The sequence below is a fragment of the Bradyrhizobium liaoningense genome (assembly GCF_018130785.1).
Classification (GTDB): domain Bacteria; phylum Pseudomonadota; class Alphaproteobacteria; order Rhizobiales; family Xanthobacteraceae; genus Bradyrhizobium; species Bradyrhizobium liaoningense_A.
Map to the genome: position 1 here is coordinate 634,770 of NZ_JAFCJT010000001.1, position 12,872 is coordinate 647,641.

The following is a 12,872-nucleotide window of genomic DNA, read 5'->3' on the forward strand; positions in this document are numbered from 1 at the left end:
GGCGAGGAAACAGGGAAATGTCGGGCCCGATCAGGCACATCGTGATGTGGCGGCTGCGCGGGGAGACGCCCGCGGAGCGCTCCGCGGCCCGGGACAAGGTCAAGACCCTGTTCGAGGGTCTGCGCGGCCGGATCGACGGCCTCACCCATATCGAAGTCGGGCTCGACGTCAGCGATGTCGATTATGCCTGCGACGTGGTGCTGTTCTCCGAATTCACCGACCAGGCAGCACTCGCCGCGTATGCCACCCACCCGGAACATTTGCGCGTGCGCGAGGCGCTCGGCGACTTGCGGATCGGACGCTTCCAGGTCGATTATCCCATCAAAGAGACCGGCGCATGATCGGTACGTTCACCTTTGAAAACCTGCCCTGCCGCGTCGTGTTCGGCAGCGGAACGCTGGCCTCGGCCAAAGCGGAGATCGAGCGGCTCGGCGGCAAGCGCGCGCTGGTGCTGACGACGCCGCAGCAGGAGGCTCAAGGCAAGAGCCTCGGCGAAGCCCTCGGCCCGCTCTACGCCGGCATCTTTCCCGGCGCGACCATGCATACGCCCGTTGACGTCACTGAGCGGGCGCTGGCTGCGATGAAGGCGTGCGAGGCCGACTGCGTCGTCTCGCTCGGCGGCGGATCGACCACCGGCCTCGGCAAGGCGCTGGCCTTGCGCACCGGAATCAACCAGCTCTGCATTCCCACCACCTATGCCGGCTCGGAGATGACGCCGATCGTCGGCCAGACCGAGCACGGCCTGAAGACCACGGTGCGCGACGCCGCCGTGCTGCCCGAGACCGTGATCTACGATGTCGACCTCACCCTGACGCTACCGGCGAGCCTGGCTGCGACATCCGGCATCAACGCGATCGCGCATGCGGTTGAAGCGCTCTATGCGCGCGACACCAATCCTGTGACATCACTGATGGCGGAAGAAGGCATCCGCGCGCTGGCTCGCGCTCTGCCCGTGATTGCCGCCAAAAGCGATGACCGCGAGGCTCGCACCGAAGCGCTCTATGGCGCGTGGCTCTGCGGCGTCTGTCTCGGCACGGTCGGCATGGCGCTGCATCACAAGCTCTGCCACACGCTCGGCGGCACCTTCGATCTGCCGCATGCTGAGACCCACACCGTCGTGCTGCCGCATGCGCTCGCCTACAACGCACCGACGGTGCCCGATGCGATGGCGCGGATATCGCGCGCGATCAACGCGAGCGATGCGTCCCAGGGACTCTACGACCTCGCGAAGCGGCTGGGCGCGAAGCTGGCGTTGCGCGACATCGGCATGCCCGAGAGCGGCATCGACAAGGCGGCTGATCTCGCCGTCACCAATGCCTACTGGAATCCGCGCCCGCTCGAGCGGGGTGCGATCCGCGACCTGATCGCCCGCGCCTGGGCCGGCGAGCCGCCTGTTACCATCAAAGCGGCGGCTTGAAGCGATGCGGCGCACGCTGATCAAATCTGCTGCCATCATCAGCATGGATGAGGCGATTGGCGACCTCAACACCGGCGATGTGCTGGTCGAGGGCGGCCGCATCGTGGACGTGCGCCCATCGATCGACCTCGGCAGCGGCGCAGCCGAGACCGAGATCGTGGACGGCACCGGGCGGATCGTCATCCCCGGCCTGATCAACGCGCATATGCACACCTGGCAGACCGCGTTGCGCGGCTATGCCGCGAACTGGACGCTGCTGGAATATTTCCGCCGCATGCATGCCGGGCTCGCGACCGTGTTCCGGCCGGAGGACATCCACATTGCGACCCTCGTCGGTGCGCTGAACCAGATCAATTGCGGCACCACCACGCTGGTCGACTGGTGTCACAACAATCCGACGCCAGATCATACCGATGCCGCCGTGCGCGGCCTGATCGAGAGCGGCATCCGGGCCGCCTTCTTCCACGGCTCGCCAAAACCCGAGCCGAAGCCCGGCGAGCCGCACTTCTCCGAGATTCCGCATCCGCGCCGCGAAGTCGAGCGGCTGCTGGCCGGTCCCCTCGCCGACCGCGATGGCCTCGTCACGCTCGGGCTCGCGATTCTCGGACCGCACTATTCGACGCTCGACGTCGCGATGCACGACTTCCGCCTGGCGCGCGAGCTCAACCTGATCGCATCGATGCATCAGGGCGGCGGTCCGGCCAAGACGCCCGGCGGCTGGGAGAAGCTGATCGAAGCCGGCCTCGTCGGCGCCGGCATCAACATCGTCCATGGCAACGATCTCCCCGACGATCTCCTCGACAAGATGGTCGGCCTCGGCGTCTCCTTCTCGGTGACGCCGGAGAACGAGATGATCCAGGGCCACGGTTTTCCGATCACCGGACGGCTGCTCAAGCGCGGCGTGCGGCCGACCATCGGGATCGACCTGGAATCCGTGCTGGCCGGCGATCTCTTCTCCGTCGCGCGCGTCGCGCTGTCGATGCAGCGGTCGCTCGACAATGCGGACTCGCGCAAGACCAGCGGCACCATTCCGGCGACGACCACGATTCCCGTCCGCGAGGCGCTGCGCTGGATCACGACCGAAGGCGCCCGCATGCTCGGCCGCGAGGGCCAGATCGGTTCGCTGACGCCCGGAAAACTCGCCGACCTCGTCATCATCAACGCGTCCGACCTCAACCTTGTCCCGGTGCACGATCCCGTCGCGACCGTCGTGATGCAGACGAGCCTTGCCAATATCGAGGCTGTGATGATCGGCGGCACCTGGAAGAAGCGGGACGGCCGGCTGCTGGTCGAGGGGCTGGAGACGAAGAAGGACCTGCTGGCCCAATCCGGCCGGCGGTTGGTGCAGGACATCGAACGACAGGGACGCGCCGCCTGAAGGCGCCAATGGATGAGATCAATGACCGACGCTTCAAGGAATGTCGCCTTCATCGGGATCGGCAAGATGGGCCTGCCGATGTCGGCGCTCGTCGCCAAGGCCGGCTACGCCGTGACCGCATTCGATCAGAGCGCAGCCCGGATCGACGAGGCGCGTGCGCAAGGCATTTCGATTGCCGCTTCGCCGGCCGAGGCCGTGAGCGGCAAGGCCGCGATCATCACATCCCTGCCCGATGATGCCGCCTTGCGCGGCGCGTTGCTTGGCCCCGCCGGCCTGATCGCCGCAATCGCTGCTGGATCTGTTCTGATCGAGACCAGCACCGTCAGCGTCGAGGCCTCCACTGAAGTTGCGGCCGCTGCACAGGCCCGCGGCATTGCCTATCTTCGTTCGCCGGTCTCCGGCAACGCCAGCATCGTCCACACTGGCGCACTGACCTGCTTCGTATCAGGGCCGAAAGACGCCTTCGAGAACGCCAAGCCGCTGTTCGGCGCCTTCACCCGCGCCCAGACCTATCTCGGGCCGGCCGAGGAAGCGCGCTACGCAAAGCTCTCGGTCAATCTGATGATCGCGGTGTCGGCCGCGATGATGGCCGAGAGCCTGGCGCTGGCGCGCAAGGGCGGCATCGCCTGGCAGGACATTCTGAAGGTGCTCGACGACAGCGCGGTGGCCTCGCCGATGGTGAAGTACAAGACCGCGCCGCTCAGAACGCGCGATTTCGAGTCCACCTTCTCCTGCAAGCAGATGGCCAAGGACCTCGATCTCATCCTTGGCGCCGGTCATGCCGTAGGCGTGCCCTTGCAGCTCGCCGCACAGGTGCGCGAGACCTATGGCTCGCTGGTCGCGCAGGGCGACGGCGACACCGACTTCATCGCGACCGTCAAGCACCTGGAACGTCTGTCCGGGCTTGGCGAGCCCAAACTCTGATCGCGGAGACACCGATGCGTAACTTCAACGAGACTACGATTACGGACGCGGTGCTGGAGCGCATCAAGGACGCAACCGATCCACGCATCAAGGAGGTCAGCGAGGCGCTGGTGCGCCACCTTCATGCCTTCGTCCGCGAGGTCCGGCCGACCCAGAAGGAATGGGAATACGGCATCGATTTCCTGACCCGCACCGGGCACATGTGCGACGACAAGCGCCAGGAGTTCATCCTGCTGTCCGACACGCTCGGCGTCTCCATGCTGGTCGACGCGATCAACCATCCCGTGCCGGAAGGTGCGACCGAGACGACGGTGCTCGGCCCGTTCTTCGTCCAGGCCGCGCCGGAGAAGGATAGCGGCGCGGATATCTCGGGCCCGATGGAAGGCGATCCGATGCTGGTCACCGGCTCGGTCTCGACCGTCGACGGACAACCGCTTGCGGGCGCCATCGTCGACGTCTGGCATTCCGACGATGACGGCTATTACGACGTGCAGCAGCTCGACGACATCGGCGATCTCGCGATGCGCGCGCGCTTCCACACCGACGCCAACGGCCGCTTCCATTTCTGGTCGATCAAGCCAGCGGCCTATCCGATCCCGCATGACGGCCCGGTCGGCGAGATGCTGGAGGTGCAGGGCCGCCATCCCTGGCGCCCCGCGCATGTGCATTTCATGATCTCGGCGCCCGGTTTCGAGCAACTCGTGACCCATGTGTTCGTCGCCGGTGACAAATATCTCGACAGCGACGTGGTGTTCGGCGTCAAGGACAGCCTGATCCGCGAATTCGTTAGTCACCCCGCCGGCCGTGCGCCGGATGGTCGCATGGTGGAGCGCGACTATTTTCACCTCAATTACGATTTCGGCCTGAAGCAGGTCGCGAGCAACGCGAGAGCCGCCTAAGCTCAAGCGACAGTGGACCAGACAAGAGTCCGACAACAGGGAGCAGACGGGAGCTAAGGATGGGACCGCGGGTCAGCACGAGCATATTGGCCGATCGCCTCGCCGGCATGATCGGCCCGCGCGCGAGCGTTGCGCGCGGCGTGCTCGATCAGCACGGGCAGAGCGAATCGCACTATCGCAATTTGCCGCCCGACATCGTCGTCTTCCCTGAAACCACGCGAGAAGTCGCGGAGATCGTGAAACTCTGCGCCGGCGCGGGCATTCCGATCGTCCCGTTCGGCGCGGGCACCTCGCTCGAAGGCAATGCAGCTTCGGTCGCCGGCGGCGTCTGCTTCGACTTCGCGCGCATGAACAGGGTGCTGACGGTGCATGAGAGCGACATGGACGTCGTCGTACAGCCCGGCATCACGCGAAAGCAGCTCAATGCGGAGCTGCGCAGCAGCGGACTTTTCTTTCCGATCGACCCCGGCGCCGACGCCTCGATCGGCGGCATGACCTCCACGCGCGCCTCCGGCACCATGGCGGTGCGCTACGGCACCATGAAGGACAACGTCATGGCGCTGGAGGTGGTGCTGGCCGATGGACGCGTGATCCGGACCGCCAGGCGCGCGCGCAAATCGGCCGCCGGCTATGACCTGACGCGGATGTTCGTCGGCGCAGAGGGTACGCTCGGAATCATCACCGAGATCACCCTGAAAGTGCACCCGGTTCCGCAGGCGATCTCGGCCGCAGTCTGCAGCTTCGACACCCTGCACGATGCCGTGGACACCGCGATCTCCGTGATCCAGTCGGCGATCCCCGTCGCGCGCATCGAGCTGCTCGACGACGTCATGATGCGCGGCATCAACGCCTACGCGAAGCTCGGCTACCGCGAAGCCCCCACCCTGTTCTTCGAATTCCACGGCTCCGAGACCTCCGTTGCCGAGCAGGCCGAAGCCGCGCAGGCGATCGCCGCCGACCATGGCGGCCATGGCTTCGCCTGGGCAAAGGCGCAGGAGGACCGCAGCCGGCTCTGGCACGCCCGCGACAACACGCTTTATGCCGGCCTGGGCTTGCGGCCCGGCGCACGCGCCGTGATCACCGATGTCTGCGTGCCGATCTCCCGGCTCGCCGAGTGCCTTACCGAGACCAGGCGCGACGCGGACGAGCACGGTTTTATCGCCCCGATCGTCGGCCATGTCGGCGACGGCAATTTCCATATGCTGATCCTGATCGATCCGGCCAAGCCGGACGAGGCCGAAGCCGCCAAGGCGCTTCAGGCCCGCATGGTCGCCCGCGCCATCGCCATGGACGGCACCTGCACCGGCGAGCACGGCATCGGGCTCGGCAAGATCGACTATCTAGCCGATGAGCTCGGCGAGGCCGTCGATGTGATGCGACAGGTCAAGACCGCACTTGACCCGAATGGCCTGATGAACCCCGGAAAGATCTTTGCAAGCGGAGCGCGCGCATGAGCAACGCCGCATTGGCCATCGAGCCCACCTCGCCCACGCCGCTGCTGGAGCTGCGTGGCATCAGCAAGGAGTTTCCCGGCGTCAAGGCGCTGGATGACGTGTCCTTTGCCGTCTTCCCCGGCGAAGTCCACATGCTGCTCGGGGAGAACGGCGCCGGCAAGTCGAGCCTGATGAAGGTTCTGTGCGGCGCCTATCGCGCCGATGCCGGCGAGTTCTACTACAAGGGCGACAAGGTCGCGATCTCTTCGACCGCGGATGCGCAGACACTCGGCATCGCCGTGATCTTCCAGGAATTCTCGCTGGTCCCCCATCTCGACATCGCCCAGAACATCTTCCTCGGCCGGGAGCCGAAGGGCCGCATCCCCGGCACCATCGACCGCCGCAAGATACTGGCCGACGCCAGGCGCGTGCTCGGCGCGATCGGCTTCGACATCGATCCCTCCACCACCGTCGACAAGTTAGGGGTGGCGCAGCAGCAGATGGTCGAGATCGCGAAGGCGATCAGCCAGAACGCGCGGATCCTCGTGATGGACGAGCCGACGGCGGCGCTGTCCGACCGCGAGACCGAGCTGCTGTTCGCCTTGATCGCCCGGCTGAAGGCCGATGGCGTGTCCATTGTCTACATCTCCCACCGCATGGCGGAGGTGTTTGCGCTCGGCGACCGCATCACGGTGCTGCGCGACGGCCGTCGCATCGACGGCGTTCGCCCTGCCGACGTCACGCCGGACCAGCTCGTTCGCATGATGGTCGGGCGCAACGTCGACATGACCTATCCGCGCAATTTTGCCGACAAGCCCGGCGAGCTGCTGCTCGAGGTCAAGGGCCTGACCGCGTCGACCGGCATCTCCGACATCAACATCGAGGTGCGCCGGGGCGAGATCGTCGGCCTGTGCGGCCTGGTCGGCTCGGGCCGCAGCGAAGTCGCACGCGCCATCTTCGGCGCCGATCCCGTGACATCAGGCGAGATCGTCTTCGACGGCAAGGCCATCTCCGGCGAGCCTGACCTTGCCGCCCGCCGCGGCATCGCGTTGATCCCGGAGAGCCGCAAGAGCGAGGGCCTCGCCCTGCTGCGGTCGGTGAGCGACAATCTGGTGGTGTCGGCGCTGCGAAAGCTGTTCCCGAGCGGCCTGTTCGACCAGCGCGGCGCACAGCGCACCTCCGACGACCTGATCCGGCAGCTGCGCATCGCGACGCCCAGCGCGCGCCAGACCGTCGGGCTGCTCTCGGGCGGCAACCAGCAGAAGGTCGTGATCGGCAAATGGCTCGCCGCCGGCTCAAAGCTCTTCATCTTCGACGAGCCGACGCGGGGCATCGACATCGGCGCCAAGTCCGAGATTTTTGCGCTGATCGACCGGCTGGTGGCGGAAGGCGCGGCGGCGCTGATGATCTCGTCCGAGCAGGTCGAGATCTGCCATGTCTGCGACCGCGCCTATGTGATGCGCGAGGGCCGCATCGCGGGACATTTGACACGCAGCGAGCTGACGGAGGAGAACATCGTGCGACTGGGGATGCATCATGCGTGAAGCCGCAGTCGTCTCACAACCCAATCCGCTGCAGCGCATTCCCGGCGTTGCCATCGTGCTGGTGCTGCTGATCGCGCTGTTCAGTGCGATCGCGCCCGGCTTCCTGTCGGTCGCCAACCTCTCCAATGTGCTGGTGCAGTCGACCATCCTGACCATGCTCGCGCTGCCGATGACCTTGATCATCATGACCGAGGGGCTGGATTTGTCGATGGGCGCGGTGCTGACGCTGACCTCGCTCTGCGTCGCCATCGTGTCGCTCGCGACCAAGTCGATGCTGCTGGGCCTCGGCGCCGGGCTTCTGGTCGGCGCAGCCTTCGGCTTCGCCAACGGCTGGCTGGTCGCCATCGTCGGCATTCCGCCCTTCGTCGCGACGCTGGGCACGCTCGGCATGGCGCAGGGCCTGTCGCTGATCGTCAGCGACGGCCAGAGCGTGGTCGGCATTCCCCACAGCGTGCGCGACATCTATTCGGCGACGCTTCTGGGCGTGCCGGTGCCCATCGTGATGGCGCTGGTGACCTATGCGGCCTTTCACGGACTGCTCTATCACACCCGCTTCGGCACCTACATCTTCGCACTCGGCGGCAACCGCGAGGCGCTGCGCTATGCCGGCCTGTCGCCGAACCGGCTCCTGATCGCGGTTTACGCGATCGGCGGCGCCATGGCAGGCATCGCCGGCCTCTTGATGACCGCGCGCATGAATTCCGGCCACCCGACTGCGGGCCTCGGCCTCGAATTCGACGCCATCGCCGCGGTCGCGGTCGGCGGCACCTCGTTCGAGCGCGGCAATGGCTGGCTGCTCGGCACGTTGCTCGGCGTGATCGCGGTCGGCGTGCTGCGCAACGGGCTCAACCTGATCTCGATGCCCTCCTCGGTACAGGTCGCAAGCGTCGGCGTCCTCGTCATCGTCGCTCTCTTCCTCGACGGCCTCAGGAGCCGCGCATGACCGACATCTCCAAAGAGGCCCTCTCGCCGCCCCGCTCGTTCCTGTCGCAGGACGCGATCCAGGTGTTCTACCGCCTGCTCGCGGCGCTGCTGATCTGCGCGGTGCTGGCTGTCCTCAGCGATTCCTTCCTGAGCCTCGGCAACATCCTCAACGTGCTGAGACAAGCGAGCCTGACCTTCTTCATCGCGTCGGGCCTGACGCTTGTCGTGCTGACTGCCGGCCTCGATCTGTCCGTCGGCGCCAATGTCGCGCTGTCCGCCTGTATCGCCGGCACCGTGATCCACAAGACCGGCTCGCCGGCGCTCGGCATTCTCACCGGGCTCGCCTGCGGCGGCATCGTTGGCCTGCTCAACGGCATCATGGTCACCGCGCTGCGCATCCCCTCCTTCATCGCCACCTACGGCATGCTCTGGGTGCTGAATGGCCTCACCTATTGGTACATGGCGGGCGAAACCCTGCACGGCTTCCCGGCAGGATTCCGCCAGATCGGCAGCGGCTATCTGTTCGGCCTGCCGATCCCGGTCTACCTGCTGCTGGTGTTCCTCGGCATCGGGACGCTGTTCGCGCAGCGGACGATCTGGGGCCAGGAGATCTATGCGATCGGCGCCAATCCGGTCGCCGCCCGCCTCTCCGGCATTCCTGTCGCGCGGCGCCTGCTGCTGGTCTACGCGGTATCAGGCACCATGGCGGGGCTCGCCTCGATCATCTTCCTGTCGCGGCTCAATTCGGCCGAGGCCGACATCGGCGAAAGCCTGACGCTGCCCGCGATCGCAGCCGTGCTGATCGGCGGCACCTCGCTGTTCGGCGGTGTCGGCACCGTGTTCGGCACCTTCATCGGCGCGCTGATCCTGACGCTGGTGCTGAACGGCATGAACCTGCTCTCGGTCAGCGCCAACTGGCAGCCGCTGGTAACCGGCATCATCGTCATTCTCGCGGTCTGGCTGGACATGAAGACCCGCCGCCGCGCGCAATGAACTCTTGGAAATCCAACAAGCAAAATGAGGGATGGAGGCTACATGAAACAGACACTGGGCTATTTGGCGCTGCCGCTGCTGATGGCGGCCGCGTTCACCACCGGGGCGCGTGCCGACGGCGAGACCATCGCCGTCTTCACCAAGAACCAGACGAATCCGTTCTTCCAGACGGTACGGGTCGGTGCCGACAACATGGCAAAGTCGCTGAACGCGAAGACGCTTCAGTACATCCCGACCAAGCCTGACTCGATCCCCGAGCAGCTCAGCCAGATCGAGGACGTCGTGGTGAAGAAGCCGAGCGCGATCGTCTTCACGCCGGTCGACTACAAGGCGATGGTGCCGGGCGTCGAGAAGATCAACGAAGCCAAGATCCCGGTCATCAACATCACCGACCGCTCAGCCGGCGGCAAGTTCCTCTCCTTCGTCGGCGCCGATGATTACAGCCTCGGGCTCGAGACCGCGCGCTTCCTGCTCAAGACCCTCGGCGGCAAGGGCAACATTGTCATCATCGAGGGCGTCAAGGGCTCGCTGACCAATGTCGACCGCGTCCGCGGCTTCAACGACGCGCTGAAGGAGAGCCCGGGCGCCAAGCTGCTGGCCTCGCAGCCCGGCAACTACCAGCGGCTCCAGGCGCTCCAGGTCATGGAAAACCTGATGCAGTCGAACGCGCAGATCGACGGCGTGCTCGCCGCCAACGACGCCATGGCGGTCGGCGCGATCGAGGCGCTCGACGGTGCGAACCGGAAAGCCCAGGTGATCGGCATCAACGGTACCAAGGAGGCGATCGACGCGATCAAGTCCGGCAAGCTGCTTGCGAGCGGCGACTACAACGGATTTGCGCAAGGGTGCCTGGGCACCATGATGGCGATCCGCAGCCTGCGTAACCAGCCCGTCATCGCCGAGATCGTGCTGAAGCCGACCGTCATCACCAAGGACAATTACCAGCCGTTCGACGTGCCGCTGGAACAGCGGACTTGCCCGACCTTCGAGGAAGCCGGCAAGCTCGGCGCCAAATAGGCGGGTCGATTATGACAAATCCGGACGGCCGCCCTCGCGGCCGTCCCAAGAAAACCGACACGTAAACGGAGACATCATGCTGTTCGCCATTCACGCCCTCGACCGCGCTGGCGCGCTGCCGACCCGGCTCGCCAATTACGACGCCCACAAGGCCTTCCTGAGCGACACATCGCGCTTCGGCGTCAAGATCGTGATGTCGGGGCCGCTCGTCTCCGACGATGGCGAGAGCATGATCGGCAGCCTTTTCCTGATCGAGGCGCCCGGACGTAGCGAAGTCGAAGCCTTCAACCGCGCCGACCCGTTTGCGGCCGCCGGTATCTGGGAGAAGGTGACGATCACAGGCTTCCTGCGCCGCCAGGGTTGAGGCCCTGCGCACCGTCTTCGAGGTGACAGGCCACCCATTGCTCCGGTCCAATCGCGCGCAGCGTCGGTTCCTCGGAGCGGCAGCGGTCGAAGACGAGCGGGCAGCGGGTGTGGAAGCGACATCCCTTCGGCGGGTTGATCGGGCTCGGCACGTCTCCCTTGAGGATGATCGGATTTCGCTGGGCGCCGGGCTCGGGCAGCGGCACCGCCGAAAGCAGCGCCCTGGTGTAGGGATGCTTTGGCGCTGCAAAGATCTCGCGGCGCGGGGCAACCTCGACAATCTTGCCGAGATACATCACCGCGACGCGGTGGGTCATGTGCTCGACGATGGCGAGATCATGGCTGATGAACAGCAGCGCAAGGCCGAACTCGCGCTGGAGATCCTGCAAGAGATTGACGATCTGCGCCTTGACCGAGACGTCGAGCGCCGAGACAGCTTCGTCGCAGACGATCAACTCGGGCTCGGCCGCGAGCGCCCGCGCGATGCCGATGCGCTGGCGCTGGCCACCGGAGAATTCGTGCGGCCGGCGGTTGAGCGCCTCGCGCGGCAGCCGCACAGTATCCATCAGCGCCGTGACGCGCGTTTCGAGATCGGCTGCTGATTTAGCGAGGCCGAAATTGCGGATCGGTTCGGCCAGGATGTCGCGCACGCGCATGCGCGGATTGAGGCTCGAGAACGGGTCCTGGAACACCACCTGCACGCGGCGGCGCATCTGGCGCATCGTGCTCGGATGTGCGTCGTCGATGCGCTGGCCGTCGAGGATCACCTGGCCAGCGGTGATGTCGAACAGCCGCAGAATTGCGCGGCCGACCGTCGACTTGCCGCAGCCGGACTCGCCGACCAGCGACAATGTCTCGCCCTTCGCGATCTCGAACGACACGCCGTCAACGGCATAGACATATTCAGCCTTGCGACCGAACAGGCCGGTCTTGACCGGAAAATGCTTCTTGAGATCATTGACCTGGAGCAGCGGAGGACTCATGCCGCAACCGCTCCCTTGGCGGCGTAGTGGCAGGCGGCGATGTGGCGCGGGCCCTTCTCCTCGAGCCCAGGCGCGTACTGGCGACACAGATCGGTCGCGAGCGCGCAGCGGCCGGCGAAGACGCAGCCGGTGATCGGCTTGCGCAGATCAGGCACCTGCCCGGGGATTTCGGCCAGCCGTCTCGCCGTGCCTGTCAGCGACGAGCCGAGCCTCGGCACCGCGCCGAGCAGGCCCTGCGTATAGGGATGACGCGGCGAGCGGAACAGCTCGGCCACCGGCGCCTCCTCGACCTTGCGGCCGGCATACATCACCATGACACGTTCGGCGATCTCGGCGACGACGCCGAGATCGTGGGTGATCAGGATGATCGCCGCACCGACCCGGCGCTTGAGATCGAGCATCAGCTTCAGGATCTGTGCCTGGATGGTCACGTCGAGCGCGGTGGTCGGCTCGTCCGCGATCAGGAGCTTTGGATTGCAGGCCAGCGCGATCGCGATCATCACGCGCTGTCGCATGCCGCCGGAAAGCTGATGCGGATATTCGCGCACGCGCCGCTTCGGCTCGGGAATGCCGACCAGCGTCAGCATCTCGATCGCATGCGCCTCGGCCGCAGCCTTGTCGAGGCCCTGGTGTATCATCAGCGTCTCGCGGATCTGGCGGCCGACCGTCAGAACCGGGTTGAGGCTCGTCATCGGCTCCTGAAAGATCATCGAGATGTCGTTGCCGCGGATGGCGCGCATCTCGCGATCGGGCAGTTGCAACAGGTCCTTGCCCGCGAAGCGGATCGCGCCCGCGATCCTGCCCGGTGGCTCCGGGATCAGCCGCATCAGCGACATCGAGGTCACCGATTTGCCGCAGCCGGACTCGCCGACGATGGCGAGCGTCTCGCCTTCGTTGACATGAAAGGACACGCCGTCGACCGCGCGGTTGATGCCGCCGGGCGTGCGAAAGTGGGTCTGGAGGTTCTGGACTTCGAGCAAAGCCATCGCGATCAGCC

At 65.9% G+C, this 12,872-nt stretch carries 13 protein-coding genes; 11 read left to right on the plus strand and 2 right to left on the minus strand.

Features of this window, described 5'->3' with window-relative positions:
* Positions 1 to 17 precede the first annotated feature (17 nt).
* The 11 genes from JQ627_RS02820 to JQ627_RS02870 all read left to right on the plus strand — a co-directional run bounded on the left by JQ627_RS02820 (position 18) and on the right by JQ627_RS02870 (position 10,893).
* Positions 18 to 341: a Dabb family protein gene (locus JQ627_RS02820; RefSeq protein WP_212482618.1), complete on the plus strand. Its 324-nt coding sequence runs from the start codon at positions 18 to 20 to the stop codon at positions 339 to 341.
* On the plus strand, positions 338 to 1,417 hold the full coding sequence (locus JQ627_RS02825) for a maleylacetate reductase (protein ID WP_212482619.1): 1,080 nt from the start codon (positions 338 to 340) through the stop codon (positions 1,415 to 1,417). The genes JQ627_RS02820 and JQ627_RS02825 overlap by 4 nt, the downstream gene beginning before the upstream one ends.
* 4 nt (positions 1,418 to 1,421) lie before the next feature.
* Positions 1,422 to 2,795: an amidohydrolase family protein gene (locus tag JQ627_RS02830; RefSeq protein ID WP_212482620.1), complete on the plus strand. Its 1,374-nt coding sequence runs from the start codon at positions 1,422 to 1,424 to the stop codon at positions 2,793 to 2,795.
* 21 nt (positions 2,796 to 2,816) lie between these two features.
* Positions 2,817 to 3,719, plus strand: a complete 903-nt coding sequence (locus JQ627_RS02835) for an NAD(P)-dependent oxidoreductase (RefSeq protein ID WP_212482621.1) — start codon at positions 2,817 to 2,819, stop codon at positions 3,717 to 3,719.
* Between the two features lie 14 nt (positions 3,720 to 3,733).
* Positions 3,734 to 4,618, plus strand: a complete 885-nt coding sequence (locus JQ627_RS02840) for an intradiol ring-cleavage dioxygenase (protein WP_212482622.1) — start codon at positions 3,734 to 3,736, stop codon at positions 4,616 to 4,618.
* Positions 4,619 to 4,677: 59 nt separating this feature from the next.
* Entirely contained in the window at positions 4,678 to 6,072 is a 1,395-nt protein-coding gene (locus JQ627_RS02845; RefSeq protein WP_212482623.1) for an FAD-linked oxidase C-terminal domain-containing protein, read from the plus strand.
* Positions 6,069 to 7,595, plus strand: coding sequence for a sugar ABC transporter ATP-binding protein (locus JQ627_RS02850; RefSeq protein WP_212482624.1), 1,527 nt, complete (start codon positions 6,069 to 6,071; stop codon positions 7,593 to 7,595). Before JQ627_RS02845 ends, JQ627_RS02850 begins: the two co-directional genes overlap by 4 nt.
* On the plus strand, positions 7,588 to 8,538 hold the full coding sequence (locus tag JQ627_RS02855; protein WP_212482625.1) for an ABC transporter permease: 951 nt from the start codon (positions 7,588 to 7,590) through the stop codon (positions 8,536 to 8,538). The genes JQ627_RS02850 and JQ627_RS02855 overlap by 8 nt, the downstream gene beginning before the upstream one ends.
* A complete protein-coding gene (locus JQ627_RS02860; protein WP_014496503.1) occupies positions 8,535 to 9,512 on the plus strand; it encodes an ABC transporter permease in 978 nt (325 codons plus the stop codon). The genes JQ627_RS02855 and JQ627_RS02860 overlap by 4 nt, the downstream gene beginning before the upstream one ends.
* Before the next feature lie 42 nt (positions 9,513 to 9,554).
* Positions 9,555 to 10,529 (plus strand): sugar ABC transporter substrate-binding protein, encoded by a 975-nt coding sequence (locus JQ627_RS02865; protein ID WP_212482626.1) that lies wholly within the window; start codon positions 9,555 to 9,557, stop codon positions 10,527 to 10,529.
* A gap of 76 nt (positions 10,530 to 10,605) precedes the next feature.
* Complete coding sequence (locus JQ627_RS02870) at positions 10,606 to 10,893, plus strand: YciI family protein (protein ID WP_212482627.1); 288 nt, start codon at positions 10,606 to 10,608, stop codon at positions 10,891 to 10,893.
* On the opposite strand, the gene JQ627_RS02875 is transcribed toward JQ627_RS02870, so the two are convergent.
* Together JQ627_RS02875 and JQ627_RS02880 are read right to left on the minus strand one after the other, a co-directional pair.
* Positions 10,865 to 11,875: an ABC transporter ATP-binding protein gene (locus JQ627_RS02875; RefSeq protein ID WP_212482628.1), complete on the minus strand. Its 1,011-nt coding sequence runs from the start codon at positions 11,873 to 11,875 to the stop codon at positions 10,865 to 10,867. The two genes, JQ627_RS02870 and JQ627_RS02875, sit on opposite strands and share 29 nt — an antisense overlap.
* Positions 11,872 to 12,861 (minus strand): ABC transporter ATP-binding protein, encoded by a 990-nt coding sequence (locus JQ627_RS02880; protein ID WP_212482629.1) that lies wholly within the window; start codon positions 12,859 to 12,861, stop codon positions 11,872 to 11,874. The genes JQ627_RS02875 and JQ627_RS02880 overlap by 4 nt, the downstream gene beginning before the upstream one ends.
* Positions 12,862 to 12,872: the final 11 nt, after the last annotated feature.